The following is a 17,977-nucleotide window of genomic DNA, read 5'->3' as shown; positions in this document are numbered from 1 at the left end:
GAAGAGCTCTGTTTCTCGACGATGGTGGTTACCGCGTCCAACCGGTAGAATGGTGGCCGCCAATGCACACTATATCAGTGCTCCGGGCCATGCCGGATAAGTCTAAAACCGTCAGCGACCAAAGGAGAAGTACACCATGCAACGACAACGGACCACTAAACAAGAAGCCCTTGCCATCATCCAGCGCTTACCCGATACCGCCGACATGGAAGAAATCATGTACCGGCTCTATGTGCGCGAAAATATCCGTCGCGGCCGGAAAGACGCCGAACAGGGCAGAACCGTACCCGCCGAACAGGTGCTGAGAGATATTCAAGCGTGGTGAAGTGGACCGATCACGCATTGGGCTAGCTTCGCCACATTCACGACTACATCGCACAGGACTCACCGATTTATGCCAAACGGGTGGCCGAAGCGTTGGTCGCTAAAGCGCTTGACTTGGATCAACTGCCCCGTATTGGGCGCATCGTACCGGAGTTGAGCGACGAGGCAGTACGCGAACTTTCACTTTACTCCTACCCCATCCTTTACGAGATCAAACCCTCCCATATTGAAGTGTTAGCAGTCATTCACAAGCGCCGCGACTTACGGACGGACGAGATTCTACGCGAGTAGTAATAACGAAGCGAGTCCGGCGCGTGGTGCCGTATTCCAGACTAGCGGTTGCCGGTTCAGGGCGCGTTGCTGGCCGTTACCTACAACGCAAAGGCTTCCAGCCCGGTGGTGCGAGTGCGGTAATTTGTCAACACATATTGGGCGCGTCGAGCAAGAGGCACTCGCGGGACTTCCGCGCGGCAGATCGGCGCGCGAAGGCAGTGGAACGAATCTCAGACCAGCGGTTTGTAAGCCAATAGTCCCGCCAAGTCCTCGAGCAAGCCGGCGCGGGGATGGGCCTTCAGCCACACCAGCGCAATGGTGCGGCTGGGCCGCTGGCGGATAGCGATGTAGCGAATGTCCTTGTCGTCCGGCTGCACCGCTACCGACGGCATCAGCGTCACGCCGACGCCGTTCTTGACCATGTAGCGCAGGGTTTCCAGGCTGGAGGCCCGGAAATCGTGTTCGACGAATCGGGACGGATCGCACAGCTTCAGCGCTTGGTCGCGCAGACAGTGGCCTTCGTCCAGCAATAGCAGATTCTCTTGGGCCGCCATGCCCAACTCCACTTCGTCCAACTCGGCCAACGGGTGGTCGGCGCAAACCGCCAGCGTGAACGGATCTTCGAATAAGATGCGTTGTTCCAGAGCGTCGATGGCCACCGGCAGGGCCAGCAGCGCCGCGTCCAGCTTTTTGCTCAGCAGAAGCGCGATCAGAGCCTGGGTTTTTTCCTCGACCAACTGCAACTTCAGTTCCGGATAATGTTGCTTGATGCGAAACACGTATTCCGGCAGTACGTAACTTGCCAGCGACGGAAACGCGCCCAGCGATAAGTGATTGCGGTACCGTCCGCCGGCGTGGGCGGCGATTTGCCGGATCGAGCGGGCATCGTCCAGGATGCGGCGGGCGAGGGGTAGAACCTCGCGGCCGGCTTCGGTCAAATCCACATGGTTTTTCTCCCGCACGAACAAGTCCGCGCCCAGATAATCCTCGAGCTTCTTGATCTGCGTGCTGAGGGTGGGCTGACTAATCGAACAATGTTCGGCGGCTTGACTGAAGTTTCTTAAATCCGCTACCGCGACCAGATAGCTTAAATCGCGCAAATTCATTCGTGGTGACCCGTGTATTTAAGATGTGCCGAAAGGAACCGACGGCCGGAAACATTATCCATGATTGCGCGGGTTCCGCTGCTATTGATGCGAACTATCGGCCCATCCAAGAAATCAATTTCAGTCCGATGGCGGAATTCGGTTGAATAGTCTCGCCGACAACATCACAAGGCGAGCGCGAAATTCGATGGCACGTCCTTGCATAACGTTTAACCGGTTCGGCAATGCCGTCGCCGCCGAAGGCCGAGTCGGTCAATTCCGGACATCGGCTCTACAATTTTGCTTGCCCTCGTTTGGCCAGTTAGCGGAGAAGTTGACCGAGCGGGCAACGGCAAGCATTTTCGACCAATCATCATCAGGACTAGAGGTGCATCATGAAAACCCGACAAACCTTCCTGGCTTCCGCTTTGGCGGTCGCTATTATCACGGCCGTGCATGTCGCGCCGGTACAGGCCGACATACAGCCCACCACCAACAATTTCTGGTGGCCGGAGCAACTGGATTTGAAACCGCTGCGCCAGAATGCGGCCGAGTCCAACCCGCTCGGCAAGGCCTTTAACTACGCGGAACAATTTAAAACGCTGGATCTGAAAGCGGTCAAAAAAGACATCGCCGACGTGTTGCATACCTCTCAGCCCTGGTGGCCGGCCGATTACGGCAATTACGGTCCGTTCTTCATCCGGATGGCCTGGCATAGCGCCGGCGTTTATCGTATCTTCGACGGCCGCGGCGGCGCTTCCGGCGGCCAGCAACGCTTCGAGCCTCTCAACAGTTGGCCGGATAACGTCAACCTGGACAAGGCCCGCCGCTTGTTGTGGCCGGTCAAGCAGAAGTACGGTGCCAAGCTGTCCTGGGCCGATTTGATGGTGCTGGCTGGTAACGTCGCGTTGGAAGATATGGGTTTCAAAACCCTCGGTTTCGCCGGCGGCAGGGCCGACGACTGGGAAGCCGAGGTCGTCAACTGGGGCATAGAGAAGAAATTTCTGGCCGACGAACGCCATGACGCCAACGGCGAACTGGCGAAACCGTTGGGCGCCACGCAAATGGGGCTGATTTACGTTAATCCGGAAGGTCCTGGCGGCAATCCCGATCCGTTGGCGGCCGCCAAGCATATTCGCGAGGCCTTCGGCCGGATGGCGATGAACGACGAAGAAACCGTGGCGCTGATCGCCGGCGGCCACACCTTCGGTAAGGCCCACGGCGCTCATAAACCCGACGAATGCGTCGGCAAGGAACCGGCCGCCGCCGGCATAGAACAGCAAGGTTTGGGCTGGGCCAATAAATGCGGAACCGGACATGGCGCCGACACCGTCAGTAGTGGTCTGGAAGGCGCCTGGTCTACCAATCCGACCCGTTGGACCCACGACTACCTGACCTGGCTGTACACCTTCGATTGGCAGCAAACCAAGAGTCCGGCCGGCGCCACCCAATGGATTCCCAAGGATAACAAAGGCGAAAATTTCGTACCGGATGCGCACGATGCCACCAAACGTCACCCGCCGATCATGTTCACGACCGATATTGCGTTGAAAATGGACCCGGAGTATCAAAAAATTTCTAAGCGCTTTCTGGATAACCCGAAAGAATTCGAAGCCGCGTTTGCCAGGGCTTGGTTCAAGCTGTTGCACCGCGACATGGGGCCCAAGGCCCGTTACGTTGGTGCCGAAGTGCCAGCCGAGGATTTTGTCTGGCAGGACCCGATCCCGAAAGTCGATCACAAGCTGATCGACGCCAAGGACACCGCCAAATTGAAAGCAACCATCCTGGCCTCGGATTTGACGATACCGGAATTGGTCAGAACCGCCTGGGCATCGGCTGCGACCTTTCGCGGCACCGACATGCGCGGCGGCGCCAATGGCGCCAGAATTCGCTTGGCGCCGCAGAAGGACTGGGAAGTCAACGATCCCACCGAACTGACCAAAGTGCTGGCTCGCCTGGAAACCATCCAAACCGACTTCAACCGTTCCGTGAAAGGCGGCAAGAAAGTCTCGCTGGCCGACGTAATCGTGTTGGGCGGTTCGGCAGCCGTGGAAGCAGCCGCGAAGCAAGCCGGTTTTAAAGTACAGGTACCCTTCAAACCAGGCCGGATGGATGCATCGCAAGAACAAACCGACGTGAACTCGGCGGCGGTACTCGAGCCCAAAGCCGACGGTTTTCGTAACTACTTCGGCAAGGATAACGCCCATTCGCCGGCGGAAATGCTGGTCGAGCGCGCCAACTACCTGACCCTGAGCGTGCCGGAAATGACGGTGTTGATCGGTGGCATGCGGGCGCTGGATGCCAACGCAGGCCATAGCAAACACGGCGTATTCACCGGCCAGCCGGGCAGTTTGACGAACGACTTTTTCGTCAATTTGCTGGATATGTCAACTCAGTGGAGCAAGTCGGCGACCGAAGGCGTTTACGAGGGCAAAGATCGGGCGAGCGGACAGTTGAAATGGACTGCAACGCCGGTGGATTTGATCTTCGGCTCCAATTCCGAGTTGCGGGCGGTCGCGGAAGTCTATGCATCCGACGATGCCAAGGAAAAGTTCGTGGGGGATTTCGCCAAGGCTTGGGCCAAGGTGATGGACTTGGATCGGTTCGACGCCCGCTGAGTAGCGTTTGTTCGCGGCCTCGCTTGTCCGGTGCTCGGGCAAGTGGGGCGTGTTACTAAGCTTGAGTTTCTTAATGTTAACCGCCGACGTTTCAGATCATTGCGGCGAGTGGTCCTGAATTTGTCGGCCGATTTGATCAATCGCCGCGACCATAATCGCCGTCAAGCTTCAGGCTGACTTTCGTGTCCAAACCGGGAATGCCGAGCGCACGGGTCAGTCAACGCGATTGTTTCTAGCGTTCGGATACAGGGAGTTACGCCGCAAATCGACGTAATTCCCACTCCTCCATCGTCAATAGGTGGTTGCCGCAATTGGATTGTCGCAGAACAGCTCAACTTAATTTCCCATCGTAAATCCGGTTGGTAAAGCGTACCGACGGCATCCGCCGAGACCGGTTGAGGCCGCTTCGCACGCCGGCGTTGAGCTGGTTCGGCAAAAAAATCAGACTGTTATGAAATATTTTTATTTATTCCTATCTCTGCTAAAATGAACTCGTCTTATTCATCCGCTCAGCCTTGAGGCATTCCAGGCTTGGTTGGGTAAGGCATAGCGATACCCTAATGGTTAGGGGGCGGCCTATTTTGGACTGCTGTCCAAGTGCCGGTTTTCTCGGCCCCCGCCATGTCTTCACAGTTGTCATAGTCCGCTCTTGGCGCGGTTGCCTGGATTGAATCCGCTCGGCCTGGCCGAGTTTTTCGCCTTTTCCGGCAAGACGCCTGGGGTATCGGTCAATATTCAACCGCCTTGATTGGAGGTAGCGATGAATGGCAGGGCAGATTTTTTACAACGCACGATTCCGGTCCTTCTGTTACAGCCGCTGGTTGTCGAGGCCCATCCGTTTCACTGGGGGGCTGAATCCGTCGGCTTTGTCGGTGGCTTACTTCATCCGTTGACCGGCACTGATCATCTGCTGACGATGTTGGCCGTCGGATTGTGGATTTCTCAAACCCCTGGTGCTTGGAGTCGTTTACTGCCGCTGGGGTTTGTGGCAGCTATGGCAGTCGGTTGCGGCTTGACGCTGATCCCCGTTGAAATTCCCTTTGCAGAAGCGGTCATGGTCGCTTCGATATCGATGCTGGGCTTGTTGTTGGTTTTGGGCGCGAGAGTGCCGGTGGGCGTCGGACTGTTGAGCATCGAGCTGGTGGCAGTGCTGCACGGTTACTTGCATGCCTATGACATGTGGCTGGATGCCGACGCCGTCGCGTATTCAGGGGGCTTTGCGCTGGCGACGTTGATCTTGCTGGTTGTTGGCGTCGCGACCGGGCATTGCTTCGGTCGTTTAGCGCGAAAGTATCGGCAAGCAAGGCCGATGGCGCGCTAGATCGTTAGCGGAGAGTTCCATTCGCCGTTTTTTACGTTTGATAAAAAAGGAGTATTTAGGTAAGTGCGCAATTAATGATGTATCCGAAACAATAATTTTAATTATCAGTCAGTTATATGTAGAGGTTTAGACCCCATGTCGTTTCAAAAAATGTTTGTCGCCTTCGCGCTGTTTTTCTCTCTATTGGGCTTTACCGGCTCGACATTCGCGAAAGAAGTAAAAAAACCGATCCCCGAGATTTTGAAAGAAGTCGATGTGAAAATTCAGGCGGCATTGGACGCGCTACCTTCCGGGAATGCTCAAGAAATCGCGACCCATATCAAGGATGCGTCTGAAATTGCCAGCGAACTGAGCGCCAACTACAAATTCGAATTCGAACGCGACAAAGTGGTACTCAAGCTGAAAAAGTCCAGGGAGCTGGTGAAGAAATCCGATTTCGCCGGCGCCGAACAAGAGCTGAAGACTGCCAAGGAAGGTTTCGCGAATCTGCCGAAATACCAATAAAAGGGAGTTTTTGGCATCGATCGATGTTCGGTCGATGCCTGGTATTGAGCCGTCAAGTCCGTTGGACTGACGGCTTTTTATTGTTTAGGTGTTGCCGGGCCCGGCGGAGATTAGCATTCTTGTCTTGAACGGGCAGGTTTGAGGTAGAAAGCGTTTGGGGGATAGCGCCACGCAGGGCGCCACCTTCGTCATTACTCGGACGTGCCGAACGCCTGATTGGTAAACGGATTGCTTGTGGGACGGACGACCACGTTGAAACCGAACTCGGTTTGCCGGTGGCAGCTATTACAGGCTTCGGTAAGCTTATCGTAATTTTCGATAAATGCTTGCGGGTCCCGCGCCGCGATAGCCTGCTCCAGTTTGGCTAACGGTTGATCCATATGCGCGGCAATCAGGCTTGGAATCGGCTCCTTGATCTGTTTGTGGCTCGGGTGATAGCGGCCGGCATCTTCCAAACCTTCGTGCAGTTCCTCCACTTCGTAGGCGGCCAGCGGCCAGTTTCGGGCTTGGCCGGCAAACCAGAGTTTGGCGTGGCGGGCGGCGGTCTGGGCCATGAATTCGCCGAGGCCGGGTACGAAGTTTTGTTGGATTTGCTCGGAGCTCTGTTCGTCGTGGCGATGGGCGCAGCCGACCAGCAAGGCCGAGGCGGCGACCAAGCTCAGTGGAAAAATCAGGGTTTTCATCGTCGATTCCTGTGACGGTTGGATAAGCGGTGGATGTCCCTGCCGTAGCGGGTTTTCGCGGTACCCTTGTCGGCCGGATGATGAGTGCGGGTCAGCCGGTCGAATCGGCCGGACGAGGTTTTAATAGGCGCGGCACAAAATAGGCCGCGCCGGCAATGGCGATGCCGACGGCGCCGATCAGAACGGATAGGCGGCTAGCGGGGCCGGTGCTTTCCACGGCTAGTCCGACCGTCAGCGGCATGTGCAGCGCGCCGACCTCGGGCGCGGTATGTAGATCGGTGTCGTCGACACTGAGTATCGCTTGGTATTTGCCGGGGGTTTTGAAATCCACGGTGGTGGTCAGCACGCCTTGCTTGGCGACCGTCATTGGTAGCTCGGCGATGATTTGGCCGTCCTCGCGTAGAATTTTCAAGGCTACCGGTTTCTTGCGAACGTCCAGATCCAGCAGATCGACGCTGATCTGAGTCTTGCCGGTCGCCGGAATGTCCACGCATTCAGCTTGAGGTAAGGCCTTGCTGTCCTTGGCCTGGGTCGGGTCGAACTGATAGGCGGCAAAATTGACGACGTAGTAATCGTTGCTGAGCATGCAGCCGTACAGGTCGTAACTGCCGCTGGCACCCTTGCGGTTGCCGCCGAGCGGCACCGACGCCGCGGCTTGTTCGATGCCGACCGTGCACAGGATGAGACCGAAAATCAGTCGGGCGCGATTCATGGATGTTTCTCCGGGCCGGCTGGGGTTGCGGCGATCACGAATTTCGACACGCCGCTGACGATCAGGCCGTCTTCGGTAATCACCCGATAACGCATCGCGTAAGGGCCGGGCGGCAAGGGCTTGGTGGTGGCGGTTAGTCGATGCCGTTCGCCGAGGACCAAGCGGGTGTCTCCGTTATCGACCCGCTGGCCGTTGCCATCGACGACAACGACCGAGGGCGAGCGCCCGCCGACATTGCCGCTAAACCAAAATTTGACGGTGCCGTCGAACTCGCTGATTTCCGCGCCGTTCTTGGGATCGGATTTCAGCAGGATACCTTCGGCCTGGCTGGCGGTATTGATTGCTAGGCCGAGGATGGCGGCAAGCGTGTAGCGAAGCATGAGTTTTGTCCGCATGGCGGTTAAGGAAGGCCGAACCAGCCGGCGATAAACAACACGATGGGATCGGCGAGCGGATGAAAGAAGCCGAGGGTGATCATGACCAAGCCAATTACGAACAGGCGCGTCCACGCTTGCAGGGCGAGGTCCTGTCTGCGCCACAGAAAATGCAGAATCAGCCAACTCGCCAGCCAGACCCCGAGCGCCAGGGTTTCCTTGCCGGAATAGGAACCGATGCTGCCGTCCGGTCCGCTGCCGCGAGAGCCGGGTATCCAGTAGCCGTAACCATGCACCCATTTGTCCAGCGTCGGCGTCAGGCGGGAGATGTGGTGAGTGATCATCAAGGTTAAAAAAGCCAGCAGCAAGGACAGGCTGGCGGCGATGGCCGGCCCGGAATATGCGGTTCGGTTTTCGTTGGGGTCAGTCATGGTCGGGGCGGCAAGGTCAAACGAAGCGGAGTTTCGCCAGGATCAGGCCGGCCGCGAACCCCAGCAGCAGAAAACTCCAGGAGACCAAGATCGTCACGCCGACAAAGCGGGCAACATCGCGGCGCAACGCGTTCGGCAGGCCGTAGTAATACAGCAGGAAGGTCGCCGACAGCATCAGCGGAAACGGAAACAGCGAGACGAATTCCTTGAATTCCATCAGCACGTTGTGGAAGGCCGGCACCTGTTGCAATATCCAGTCGCGCGGACCGTGTTGGCCGCGATAGCGCATGTAGATCCAGTTGCCGCTGATCGCGCCGGCCAGATTCAGCAGTGTCGCGGTCAACAGCCAATACCGTAGCGAGGTCAGGTCGACATGAAGCCCGCGAACCAGAGGCAGCGCGCGGTGGGTCAAATAGGTGCCGGCGACGACCGCCAGGATCGCGCAGACGCCGTGCAGGCCGGCTTTCAAGCTATAAGCGGTGGGATAAAAAAAGTTGGCGGCAGGCAGCAGCAGCAGCAGTAGCAGCGCAATCGCCACCTGGCCGCGAATTAAAAACTTGCTGAAATGATCGTGCGTGTAGGGTCCGGCGGGCATTCAGGCTCCGTTTGCAAGACAAGGCCGGCGTGTTTCCGGTTGCAGATCGGGCGCCGGTCGGCTTGGGTTATAATCGGGCGTTTCCGATAACAATAACGACAGGAGCCGGTCTTGGAACGATTTACCATTTCTTTGAGCGACGAATTGGCCGTCGAATTCGACCAATGGATAAGCGCTCGGGGTTACTCCAACCGCTCGGAAGCCGTGCGTGATTTGTTGCGCAAGGAAATCGAAACCAAGCGCCTGATCGAAGACGAAGCCATCTACAGCATCGCGACGCTCTCCTACGTTTACAACCATCACGAGCGGAATTTGTCCGAACGCCTGACCAGTCATCAACACGAGGCCCACGATTTGGTGGTATCGTCGATGCATGTCCATCTGGACCACGACGATTGCCTGGAGACATTGTTTTTGCGCGGCTTGACCCAACGCATCCGCGGTTTCGCCGACAAACTCTCCGCCGAAACCGGCGTCCGGCACAGCGCGCTGAACTTGGTGCCGGTCAAACTGGCGGCCGTGCAGCATCAACATAGCCATCACGGGCAAACCCACACGCATTTCCATCCGCATAGTTGAAGGCGATACAGTTTTGGTGGCGCGTAAATCGAGCAGCAACATTCGATTACCATAGCGATAGGATGTTTTTTTTAAAATTCATATTCGGAAAGCAGTATGATCTGCCGTATGATAGATTGTCAATTCATCCTACAAATATTTTTTAAGCCCTAACCACTCCCAGAGTATCTCCGATGTCGCCCACTACTCGCATAACCGCCGCCTATCGCCAGCGACCCGTGCTCGCGCGTTGGTTGGCGTTGGGCTTGTTGTCGGCGGTGGGCTTGGGGTGTTGGGCGGGGCCATTCGCCGGCGCCGACATCGGCGGCTGGAGCAGCGGCTTCAACCACCCCTGGAAGGGTTGGGATCATTTGGTGACGATGCTGGCCGTCGGTATTTGGGCTGCGCAATTACGCGGCCGTGCCGTCTGGATGTTGCCGTTGGCTTTCGTCGGCGTGATGAGTTTAGGCGGTTTGGCCGGCGCGGCCGGGTTGGCGATTCCCAGCATGGAAGGGCTGATTTTGCTGTCCTGCGGGGTATTTGCGGTGTTGATTGGGCGGCGGGTCAGTTACGGCACGACTGTCAATCTGGCCATCGTGGCGTTTTTCGCTTTTTTCCACGGGCTGGCTCACGGCCAGGAAATTTCGGCTTCGGCAAGCTTATTGTCCTATACCGCAGGTTTCATGTTGGCGACCCTGCTGCTGCACGGCGCCGGCTTCCTGGTCGCCAAGCTGGCGGTGCTGGTTGCCGCCTTTCTGCTGACGGCCTGTTTCTCGAACATAGCGCTCGCGAAAGCCGCACCGCCTGCTTTCGCGGCCGAAAGCTTGGCAATCGAGGGCTTCGAGGCCGGGCATCTCCCGGCTTGGCAATCGGTCGAACGCGTGTCGGAGGCGGCATCGGCGCGGCGCGGCATGGCTCAAGCGGTGGCGGATTGCGAACTCCGTCGCGGATTAGCCGAAACCGCCGACGGTGGCGGGTGGCCCGAATCGGGTTTAGCCCTGATTGCGCCGGACGACGGCGGTTCCGCTCATATCCGCTTCAAGCATTTTTTTCCGAGCATTAATCACACGCCAGGCAAATCGCTGCTGAGTAACGGCGTCGGCCTGACTTCGCCGCCTGCCTTGCCCGTCGTTTCCGCTCGCTTCGTTTTTGCCCCGTTAGATACCTTCCCGATTTTTCCCGCCGAAAACCACTGTTTTCGCGCACTGCTTGCCGTATCCGGCGGCCTTACCTTCGTAACATTTTCCGATAGCCGGTATCGCCCTGTCGATCTCCTGCCTGTCCCATCGCTGCGTTTCGCGATCGCACCGGACCTAGCTTCTCGTAGTCCCGAAGCGCGTCGTATCGGTGGATTTCAAGTTTCGTTCGCGCCGGCTTATTTCCGACAAGTCGCCGCTCGCGTTAGCCAAACTCTGGCCGGTTCCGGTCAAGGTCAACACCAAAACCATAAAAATAACGAAAATTTCGACACTTGAGGAAGACGATGAAGCATTCGCAATCATTGGCGCCATGCGCCGCCCATCGCGCTGGTCAGGATTGGCCGGCGTCAAATCTACATTCTCGGCAATATGCACGGAGCTGACATGAAGTGTTACAACAGAAAATTAGGAAAAACCCGTTTGGCCATCGGCCTGGAGTTGGTTTTAGGATTGGGTCTTGCCGAGCTCGGCTTCGCGGCCGAACCGGACCAGACCGTGCAAACCGCTGAGGCCGTGCCGGCGCGCGCCGAGTCCGTCAAGCGCAAAACCAAGGCCAAGCAGGAGAAGATTGAAGAGATGGAAGCCGTCGAGGTCGAGGAACCCGGCCGCGCCAAGGATTTGATCGGCATTGCCGGATCGGCCTCGCAGGGCGAGGTCAGCCAAAAACAATTCGAGCATCGTCCGTTGTCCCGTAACGGCGAGCTGGTCGAAGTCATACCCGGGGCGGTCGCCACCCAGCACAGCGGTTCCGGTAAGGCCAATCAATATTTCCTGCGCGGATTCAACCTGGACCACGGCACCGACTTCACGACCTATGTGGACGGTATCCCGATGAACATGACCACCCACGCCCACGGCCAGGGCTATATGGACATCAACAGCATCATTCCCGAGTTGGTTAAGAAAGTCGAATACGGCAAGGGGCCCTACTACGCGGAAGTCGGTGACTTCTCGGCGGCCGGTTACGCCAAGATGTACACGATGGATAAATTGTCGCAAGGCATATTGAAATTCACCGCCGGCCAGTACGATTACTATCGGACCTTGGTCGCCGACTCGATGAAGCTGGGCGACGGCGACTTGCTGTATGCCGGCGAGTTCAACCTTTACAACGGCGTCTGGCAGGTGCCGGAAGATTCCAAGAAATTCAACGGCCAACTGCGCTATTCATTGGGCGGCGAAGATTGGGGGCTGGCCTTGAACGCCAAGGCGTATTCGAACAGTTGGACCGCGACCAACCAGATTCCGCAGGCGGCGGTCGACAACGGCGGCATCGGACTCTACGGCAGCATGGACCCGACCGACGGCGGCGAAACCAACCGTTACAGCGTTTCCAGCAGTTTTTGGAACCAAGGCAGCGACTGGAAAAACGATGCCAATCTGTACGTGTTGTACACCGACTTGAATTTGTATTCCAACTTCAGCGGTTTCACACGCGGTCCCGGCGGCGATCAAATCCTGCAAACCGAGCGCCGGGTGCAGACCGGCGGTCATTTCGAACATACCCGTTACAACAAATGGTTCGGCTTCGATATGGATAACAGCGTCGGCTTGCAATTCCGTAACGATCAGATCATGGGCCTGGGCTTGTACGAAACCGAAGCGCGCCAAATCGTCAATACCGTCAGCAAAAGTAATGTCGGCGTGACCACGATAGGCACTTATTTCAAGAACACGACCCACTGGCACGATAAAGTGCGAACGATTGCCGGCCTGCGCGGCGATTTCATCAATAACGACGTCGAGGTGTTGGATACCGGCAGCGGTTCGGCCAACGTGGCCGCCGCCAACTCCGGCAGTCGCGGCAAGGCGATGATCAGCCCGAAACTCAGCTTGGTGATCGGTCCCTGGTACAACACTGAGTATTTCTTCAATATCGGTTACGGCTACCATTCCAACGATGCCAGAGGCACGACGCTCAATTACGAGCCGACCAGCGGCGCCTTGCTATCGGGTTCCTCGGCGCGGATTACGCCGGCGGCGTGGTCGCGCGGCGGCGAGGCCGGCATCCGCAGCAATTTCATTCCCGGCTTGAACAGCACCTTCGCGTTGTGGTGGCTGGAGTCCAGCCAGGAGCTGGTGTTCGTCGGCGACGAAGGCACTACCGAGGTCAACGGCAAGTCGCACCGCTATGGTATCGAGTGGACCAACTACTACAAGCCGACCGATTGGCTGACGCTGGACGCCGACTATGCGTTGACCACGGCCCGTTTCGCCGAGCGGCCGGACGGCGCGACCGACAACTTCGTCCCCAACTCGGTTGGCCGGGTGATTAGCACCGGGATTACCGTCGAAGATCCGACCGGCAGCACCGGCTTGTTCGGCACGCTTCGCTTCCGCCACTTCGGCCACGTACCGCTGGACGAGTCCGGCACCTTTTGGGCCGGCGATACCAACATCGTCAATCTCGGCGCCGGTATCAAGCGCAAGCAATATAAATTGGAAATCGACGTGTTCAACCTGCTCGGCTCGCAAAGCAACGACATCGCCTACGCCTACGATTACAACTATCCCTACAATAATCCGGGCACCGGCATTTTGAAGCATCCGGTCGAGCCGCGCATGGTACGCGGCACCATCACGATCAACTTTTAGCGGGTCCCGGCCGCTCGGTCGAGTCTTGCGGATTCGGCTGGGGATGGTTTGGGAACCCGTTTCGTTGACACGGATGGTAGCCGCCGTTGAATAAGGCTTAAGCCGAGATTCCAAGTGGTGGCGGCAGTTTAAGCGCCGCCTACTTCGGTTAGCGGAGCCGCTGTCTCTATTCGTCGGTTATGCGGACTGTTCCGGTCGAACCGGCCGGACGGCCGTTTTGGCAAGGGCCGACGTAATTTCCGACTATCCGCTTAGCTATCGGCGGATGCGGGTCGGCTTAAAGCGGATCGATTGACGGCGAACGCCGTCGTTGGGGAGCTTGAACAACCGTTCGCCCGGTTTAATGTCGGGCAAACGGTTAAAGCGGGGGGATTGCGGCCAGACCGACGTTTTAGTCCTTCAAGCCGCTGATGCCGTCCAAGGACCAGTTTTCGATGTCGGCCGCGCCGGAGGTATCGTCGCCCTTGGTGTATTGAATGCGGCAAGCGTAGTGACGCAGTACCGGAGCGGTGTCCTTGCCGCTGATCTCGACATCGGCGTTGACGATGTATTCGTAATTGCCCAAGCTCCAGACGTTGGTGGGTTGGCCGGCGAAATTAAAATTCTGATCTTCGTCCGCGTCGGCCTTGATGTAGTTGTTGCAGTGCGCAAAGGCTACCGCGGTCATATCGTTGCTGACCGGCATCGGGTTGGCGGCGTCCTTGCTTTCGACCAAGAACAGGTCGGATGCGGCGATATCGTACATAAAGGGCAGGAAGAATTTGATTTGGATCGCCAGCAAGCCCGCGAGGCAGGCGGCGAAAATGATGATTTTCTTTTTGTTCATGGCTCTTGAATAGTAATAGTTATTATCGTGAAGGCGGGAGCGTGATTTTAGCAAAGTTGGCCCTTGCTAGGAAATGCGGTTATCCGGCCGCTAATTTACCCGGAAATTGCGCTTAGCCAAGCGCCAAACGAAAATTTCGGCGAAGTCGGGAATAGCCGGTTTATAGGCCGCGATTGGTTGAAACGGTTCAATCCGGCATCGTCAATACCGCCGCGCCTTGAATGCATCCGGCTCTCAAGCTAGCCAACGCTAGGTTCGCATCGCCGAGCGCAAAGGTTTCCACGCTGGTGCGTACGCCGGCGCGCGGCGCGATCTCGAAAAATGCCTCGCCGTCCTGGCGGGTCAGGTTGGCGATCGACTGAATGCTACGTTCGCCCCACAAGATCGAATACGGAAACGCCGGGATCTCGCTCATATGGATGCCCGCGCAAACCACCCGGCCGCCCTTGACCGTATGTGCCAGGGCTTGCGGTAGTAACGCGCCGACCGGCGCGAACAGGATGGCCGCGTCCATGGCGCGCGGCGGCGCGCTATTCGAGTCGCCGGTCCAGGACGCGCCCAGTTGCCGGGCAAAGCGCTGGCCCGCGTCGTCGCCGGGCTTGGTGAACGCAAACAAGCTGCGGCCCTGCCAGACCATCACCTGGCTGATGATGTGGGCGGCGGCTCCGAAGCCGTAAATGCCGACCGTTTCGGCATCGCCGGCCGCGACCAGCGCCCGGTAACCGATCAAGCCGGCGCACAACAACGGCGCGGCTTCGGCGTCGCTGTAATCGTCCGGCAGCGCGAAGCAATAATGCTGGTCGGCCACCGCGTATTGCGCATAGCCGCCGTCCAGCGTGTATCCGGTGAAGCGAGCCTGGTCGCACAGATTTTCCCGTCCGCCGAGGCAATACCGACAGTGGCCGCAGGTCTGGCCCAGCCACGGCACGCCCAGGCGCTGGCCGATCGCGAAACGTTCGACGCTGGCGCCCTTGGCAACGACCCGGCCGACGATTTCGTGGCCGGGGATCAATCCCGGTTTCGGCTCGGTCAGTTCGCCGTCGACGATATGCAGATCGGTGCGGCAAACGCCGCAGGCGCTGACTTTCAATAACACTTGTTCGGCGCCGCATTCCGGAATATCCCGCTCGGCGGCCCGGAGCGGCAGGCCGGGACGGTCGAAAATCATGGCTTTCATGGCTGGGTCGCCTCCGGGTTCAGTAAAGTCCGCAGCCTGGCGGATAAGATTTTGGGGAGCTGTGGTGGGGTGGTGTCGTTGCGGCAGACCAGCGTATGTTCGAGCTCGGTGTCGGTCAGGGCCTCGGCGGAGGCGCTGAGATGGGCCAGCACCGTCGGATCGGCTTCGGAAGCGTCGCCGCCTGTTGTCAGGCGCCGTTCGATGCGGCTGCGCGCCAGGCTGGTTTCCGCCGTCACCGCAACGATCATGAAGGCAGCGTCGAGTTCGACGGCCAGATCGCGAAACGCTCGGCGTTGCTCCAGTTTCAAAAATGCGGCGTCGACGATGACCGGGTAGCCCAGCCGCAGCAACGCGCCGGCCGTGTCGGCAAGTTTGACGTATGTTTGCCGGCCGGCTTCGGCCGCGTACAGGCCGGCGTCGAGCCCGGAGCCGCTGGCCTGGGTGGGACTTAAGCCGAACAGGCGTTTGCGCTCGACGTCGGACCGCAGTCTGATCAGGCCGAAACCTTCCAATAACAGCTGCGAAATCGCGGTCTTACCGCAGCCCGGCAGGCCGTGCGTGATCAGCAGTACCGGCCGCCGCCGCCGTAGACTGGCTTCCGCCAACTTAAGGTAGGCGTGGCATTCGGACTGGTGGATCGGGTCGCCGCTTGGTTCTGCGCGGAACGCGGCGATTTTGGCGCGCACCGTAGCCCGGTAACTTAAGTAAAAACGCAGCACGGCCAAGCCGGCGTAATCGCCGCCGGTTTCCAGGTAGCGGTTCAGAAACCGGTAGGCCAGATCGGCGCGGCCGCGATGCAGCAAGTCCATAACCAAAAACGCGCTGTCGTTGATCGTGTCTATCCAGCGCAGTTCGGGGGCGAATTCGATGCCGTCGAAGGCGACCGGCCGGTCGCGCAGCAACACGATATTGCCCAGATGCAGGTCGCCGTGACATTCGCGAATCCGGCCGGCTTGGCGGCGGCGCGGCCACAGCGCGGCGTCGGCGGCGAATTCGGCCGCGCTGGCGGCCGCCAGCTGGGTTAGATCAGCGAATTTCCGGCCCGCCGCCGTTTCGGCCAACTGTTGGAAATTCTGCCGGGCTGGCCCGGCGACGGCGTCCGGCGTGCCGAATGCGGATGTTGCCGGCGCGGGCGGCAGGCCGTCGTGGAATTGGGCGATGATGTCGGCCAGATGATCGATGTGCGACGGCGTGAGCCGATTTTGATTCAGCAACTCATCCAATAGTCTGCCGGCGCCGAAGCGGCGCATCTTTACCGCGTATTCCACCGTTGGGCTCAGGCCAAAGCCGGGGTGTCCCGGCGTGCCGCCCAGCGTCACCACGTCCAAGTAAAGCGATTTCGCCAGGCGTCGGTTCAGGCGCAACTCTTCTAGGCAGAAAAACTCGCGTTGCGCCAAGTCGGTGAAATTCAAGAATCCGAAATCGACCGGCTTCTTGATTTTATAGGCGTAGCGCCCGGCCAGAACGACCCACGAGATATGGGTTTCCAGAATCGCCACCGTTTTGACCGGATGCGGGTACATCGCCGGATTCAGCAAGGCGGCGATTAGCGGCGGGTATTCGCGGGTAGCGTTCATGGATTGCCTCGGAAGCGGCCGACGCCGCATTCTGGCAGATCGGCGGGCGCGGCGCAAAGTCGCGGCACCGCGAATTCGCCGCTCGGGTCCACCGGGTCGCCAAATCTGGAAATGCACGGCCGGCGCGGCGGAGTAGCCATGCTGACTCGCCGCGGAGTTTTCGACTATAATCCCGCCGCATTTGCGTGGCTTTTTTAAAGTCGTTTGTCGTCTTTCGATACATCCCTTCCACATGCTGATAGCCTTTCTAGCGTCGACAAGGCGCGGAGCCTGATTAAACCATGGACATTACCCTGCTCATCAAATCCCTGATTCTCGGCGTCGTCGAAGGGTTGACCGAATTTCTACCGATTTCCAGTACCGGCCATTTGATTTTGGCCGGCGATCTGCTGGACTTTAACGACGACAAGGCCAAACTGTTCACCATCGTGATTCAGGTGGGCGCCATCCTGGCCATTTGCTGGGAATATCGAGCTAAGATCGTTTCGGTATTCGCCGGTCTGGCGACCGAGCGAACTTCGCAGAAATTCGTGTTGAACCTGGCGATCGCCTTTATGCCGCTGGCGGTGCTGGGCTTGTTGTTCGGCAAGCAAATCGAGGCGGTGTTGTTCCGGCCGGTGCCGGTGGCGTTGGCCTTTATCGTCGGCGCCCTGGTCATCATTTGGGCCGAGAAGCGCGAACATAAGGTGAGGGTCGAGAGCGTCGACGAGCTTAGCCCGCTGGATGCGTTGAAGCTGGGTTTGGCCCAAGCCTTTGCGTTGATTCCCGGCACATCCCGGTCCGGCGCGACCATTATCGGCGGTTTGTTGTTCGGTTTGTCGCGCAAGGCGGCGACCGAGTTTTCGTTTTTTCTGGCGATTCCGACCTTGACCGCGGCCAGCGCCTACAAACTCTACAAATTTCGCGACTTGCTGAAAACCGACGGCGACGTGGCCTTGATCGGCGTCGGCATGATCGCGGCGTTTTTCAGCGCCCTGCTGGCGGTGAAGGGCTTGTTGCGTTACATCAGTCACCACGATTTCATCATTTTCGCTTGGTACCGAATTGTGTTCGGTATCGTCGTCATCGCCACCGCCTATGGCGGCTGGGTCAACTGGACCGTCGATTGATCGGTCCTTTTCGTCG

General features: G+C 58.4%; 18 protein-coding genes. 9 read left to right on the top strand and 9 right to left on the bottom strand.

Annotated features, from left to right (window positions below):
* Positions 1-136: 136 nt before the first annotated feature.
* Together BJL95_RS14210 and BJL95_RS26060 are read left to right on the top strand one after the other, a co-directional pair.
* Complete coding sequence (locus tag BJL95_RS14210; protein WP_064030916.1) at positions 137-325, top strand: hypothetical protein; 189 nt, start codon at positions 137-139, stop codon at positions 323-325.
* A gap of 35 nt (positions 326-360) precedes the next feature.
* A complete protein-coding gene (locus BJL95_RS26060) occupies positions 361-615 on the top strand; it encodes a type II toxin-antitoxin system RelE/ParE family toxin (protein ID WP_064030915.1) in 255 nt (84 codons plus the stop codon).
* A gap of 212 nt (positions 616-827) precedes the next feature.
* On the opposite strand, the gene BJL95_RS14200 is transcribed toward BJL95_RS26060, so the two are convergent.
* Positions 828-1,703: a LysR substrate-binding domain-containing protein gene (locus BJL95_RS14200; RefSeq protein ID WP_064030914.1), complete on the bottom strand. Its 876-nt coding sequence runs from the start codon at positions 1,701-1,703 to the stop codon at positions 828-830.
* Positions 1,704-2,077: 374 nt separating this feature from the next.
* On the opposite strand from BJL95_RS14200, the gene katG reads away from it, so the two are divergent.
* The 3 genes from katG (at position 2,078) to BJL95_RS14185 (ending at position 6,125) form a co-directional block, all read left to right on the top strand.
* Positions 2,078-4,300, top strand: coding sequence for a catalase/peroxidase HPI (gene katG, locus BJL95_RS14195; protein ID WP_071158830.1), 2,223 nt, complete (start codon positions 2,078-2,080; stop codon positions 4,298-4,300).
* 760 nt (positions 4,301-5,060) lie between these two features.
* Entirely contained in the window at positions 5,061-5,621 is a 561-nt protein-coding gene (locus tag BJL95_RS14190) for a HupE/UreJ family protein (RefSeq protein ID WP_071158828.1), read from the top strand.
* A gap of 135 nt (positions 5,622-5,756) precedes the next feature.
* Positions 5,757-6,125: a hypothetical protein gene (locus tag BJL95_RS14185; RefSeq protein WP_064030911.1), complete on the top strand. Its 369-nt coding sequence runs from the start codon at positions 5,757-5,759 to the stop codon at positions 6,123-6,125.
* Positions 6,126-6,316: 191 nt separating this feature from the next.
* Here BJL95_RS14185 and BJL95_RS14180 read toward each other — a convergent pair whose 3' ends face one another.
* The 5 genes from BJL95_RS14180 to BJL95_RS14160 form a co-directional block, all read right to left on the bottom strand.
* The gene (locus BJL95_RS14180) at positions 6,317-6,808 is read right to left on the bottom strand and encodes a hypothetical protein (RefSeq protein ID WP_071158826.1); all 492 of its coding nucleotides are present in this window, start codon (positions 6,806-6,808) and stop codon (positions 6,317-6,319) included.
* A 91-nt stretch (positions 6,809-6,899) separates the two neighbouring features.
* Entirely contained in the window at positions 6,900-7,520 is a 621-nt protein-coding gene (locus tag BJL95_RS14175) for a hypothetical protein (protein WP_071158824.1), read from the bottom strand.
* Positions 7,517-7,900, bottom strand: coding sequence for a copper resistance CopC family protein (locus BJL95_RS14170; protein WP_254786803.1), 384 nt, complete (start codon positions 7,898-7,900; stop codon positions 7,517-7,519). Before BJL95_RS14170 ends, BJL95_RS14175 begins: the two co-directional genes overlap by 4 nt.
* Before the next feature lie 20 nt (positions 7,901-7,920).
* Positions 7,921-8,325 (bottom strand): hypothetical protein, encoded by a 405-nt coding sequence (locus BJL95_RS14165; protein ID WP_071158820.1) that lies wholly within the window; start codon positions 8,323-8,325, stop codon positions 7,921-7,923.
* Positions 8,326-8,341: 16 nt separating this feature from the next.
* Positions 8,342-8,920 carry a hypothetical protein gene (locus BJL95_RS14160; protein ID WP_071158818.1) on the bottom strand — a complete coding sequence of 193 codons (579 nt, stop codon included), beginning with the start codon at positions 8,918-8,920 and terminating at the stop codon, positions 8,342-8,344.
* A gap of 111 nt (positions 8,921-9,031) precedes the next feature.
* On the opposite strand from BJL95_RS14160, the gene nikR reads away from it, so the two are divergent.
* From nikR to BJL95_RS14145, 3 genes are all read left to right on the top strand, one after another.
* On the top strand, positions 9,032-9,499 hold the full coding sequence (gene nikR, locus BJL95_RS14155; RefSeq protein ID WP_071158816.1) for a nickel-responsive transcriptional regulator NikR: 468 nt from the start codon (positions 9,032-9,034) through the stop codon (positions 9,497-9,499).
* 173 nt (positions 9,500-9,672) lie between these two features.
* A complete protein-coding gene (locus BJL95_RS14150) occupies positions 9,673-10,953 on the top strand; it encodes a HupE/UreJ family protein (protein ID WP_071158814.1) in 1,281 nt (426 codons plus the stop codon).
* A 108-nt stretch (positions 10,954-11,061) separates the two neighbouring features.
* Positions 11,062-13,272: a TonB-dependent receptor gene (locus tag BJL95_RS14145; protein ID WP_071158812.1), complete on the top strand. Its 2,211-nt coding sequence runs from the start codon at positions 11,062-11,064 to the stop codon at positions 13,270-13,272.
* A 391-nt stretch (positions 13,273-13,663) separates the two neighbouring features.
* Here the strand turns inward: BJL95_RS14145 and BJL95_RS14140 are convergent, their stop codons facing one another.
* The 3 genes from BJL95_RS14140 to BJL95_RS14130 all read right to left on the bottom strand — a co-directional run bounded on the left by BJL95_RS14140 (position 13,664) and on the right by BJL95_RS14130 (position 16,852).
* Positions 13,664-14,098: a hypothetical protein gene (locus BJL95_RS14140; RefSeq protein ID WP_071158810.1), complete on the bottom strand. Its 435-nt coding sequence runs from the start codon at positions 14,096-14,098 to the stop codon at positions 13,664-13,666.
* Between the two features lie 187 nt (positions 14,099-14,285).
* A complete protein-coding gene (locus BJL95_RS14135) occupies positions 14,286-15,275 on the bottom strand; it encodes a zinc-dependent alcohol dehydrogenase family protein (protein WP_064030901.1) in 990 nt (329 codons plus the stop codon).
* A complete protein-coding gene (locus BJL95_RS14130) occupies positions 15,272-16,852 on the bottom strand; it encodes a bifunctional aminoglycoside phosphotransferase/ATP-binding protein (protein ID WP_071158808.1) in 1,581 nt (526 codons plus the stop codon). Before BJL95_RS14130 ends, BJL95_RS14135 begins: the two co-directional genes overlap by 4 nt.
* 281 nt (positions 16,853-17,133) lie before the next feature.
* Between BJL95_RS14130 and BJL95_RS14125 the strand changes: the two genes are divergently transcribed.
* Complete coding sequence (locus tag BJL95_RS14125) at positions 17,134-17,961, top strand: undecaprenyl-diphosphate phosphatase (protein ID WP_071158806.1); 828 nt, start codon at positions 17,134-17,136, stop codon at positions 17,959-17,961.
* The last annotated feature ends 16 nt before the right edge of the window (positions 17,962-17,977 follow it).

The sequence above is a fragment of the Methylomonas sp. LWB genome, assembly GCF_001856095.1.
GTDB lineage: Bacteria > Pseudomonadota > Gammaproteobacteria > Methylococcales > Methylomonadaceae > Methylomonas > Methylomonas koyamae_A.
Note: the sequence above shows the minus strand (reverse complement) of the source record. Positions and strands in the feature narration are given on the sequence as shown.

Excerpts from the sequence above, each read along its gene's own strand:
- BJL95_RS14140 (WP_071158810.1), bottom strand. The coding sequence starts at position 14,098 with ATGAACAAAAAGAAAATCATCATTTTCGCCGCCTGCCTCGCGGGCTTG.
- BJL95_RS14150 (WP_071158814.1), top strand. The coding sequence starts at position 9,673 with ATGTCGCCCACTACTCGCATAACCGCCGCCTATCGCCAGCGACCCGTG.
- BJL95_RS14160 (WP_071158818.1), bottom strand. The coding sequence starts at position 8,920 with ATGCCCGCCGGACCCTACACGCACGATCATTTCAGCAAGTTTTTAATT.
- BJL95_RS14190 (WP_071158828.1), top strand. The coding sequence starts at position 5,061 with ATGAATGGCAGGGCAGATTTTTTACAACGCACGATTCCGGTCCTTCTG.
- BJL95_RS14170 (WP_254786803.1), bottom strand. The coding sequence starts at position 7,900 with ATGCTTCGCTACACGCTTGCCGCCATCCTCGGCCTAGCAATCAATACC.
- BJL95_RS14185 (WP_064030911.1), top strand. The coding sequence starts at position 5,757 with ATGTCGTTTCAAAAAATGTTTGTCGCCTTCGCGCTGTTTTTCTCTCTA.
- BJL95_RS14165 (WP_071158820.1), bottom strand. The coding sequence starts at position 8,325 with ATGACTGACCCCAACGAAAACCGAACCGCATATTCCGGGCCGGCCATC.
- BJL95_RS14210 (WP_064030916.1), top strand. The coding sequence starts at position 137 with ATGCAACGACAACGGACCACTAAACAAGAAGCCCTTGCCATCATCCAG.
- BJL95_RS14200 (WP_064030914.1), bottom strand. The coding sequence starts at position 1,703 with ATGAATTTGCGCGATTTAAGCTATCTGGTCGCGGTAGCGGATTTAAGA.
- BJL95_RS14145 (WP_071158812.1), top strand. The coding sequence starts at position 11,062 with ATGAAGTGTTACAACAGAAAATTAGGAAAAACCCGTTTGGCCATCGGC.
- BJL95_RS14130 (WP_071158808.1), bottom strand. The coding sequence starts at position 16,852 with ATGAACGCTACCCGCGAATACCCGCCGCTAATCGCCGCCTTGCTGAAT.
- BJL95_RS14135 (WP_064030901.1), bottom strand. The coding sequence starts at position 15,275 with ATGAAAGCCATGATTTTCGACCGTCCCGGCCTGCCGCTCCGGGCCGCC.
- katG (WP_071158830.1), top strand. The coding sequence starts at position 2,078 with ATGAAAACCCGACAAACCTTCCTGGCTTCCGCTTTGGCGGTCGCTATT.
- BJL95_RS14175 (WP_071158824.1), bottom strand. The coding sequence starts at position 7,520 with ATGAATCGCGCCCGACTGATTTTCGGTCTCATCCTGTGCACGGTCGGC.
- BJL95_RS14180 (WP_071158826.1), bottom strand. The coding sequence starts at position 6,808 with ATGAAAACCCTGATTTTTCCACTGAGCTTGGTCGCCGCCTCGGCCTTG.
- BJL95_RS14125 (WP_071158806.1), top strand. The coding sequence starts at position 17,134 with ATGGACATTACCCTGCTCATCAAATCCCTGATTCTCGGCGTCGTCGAA.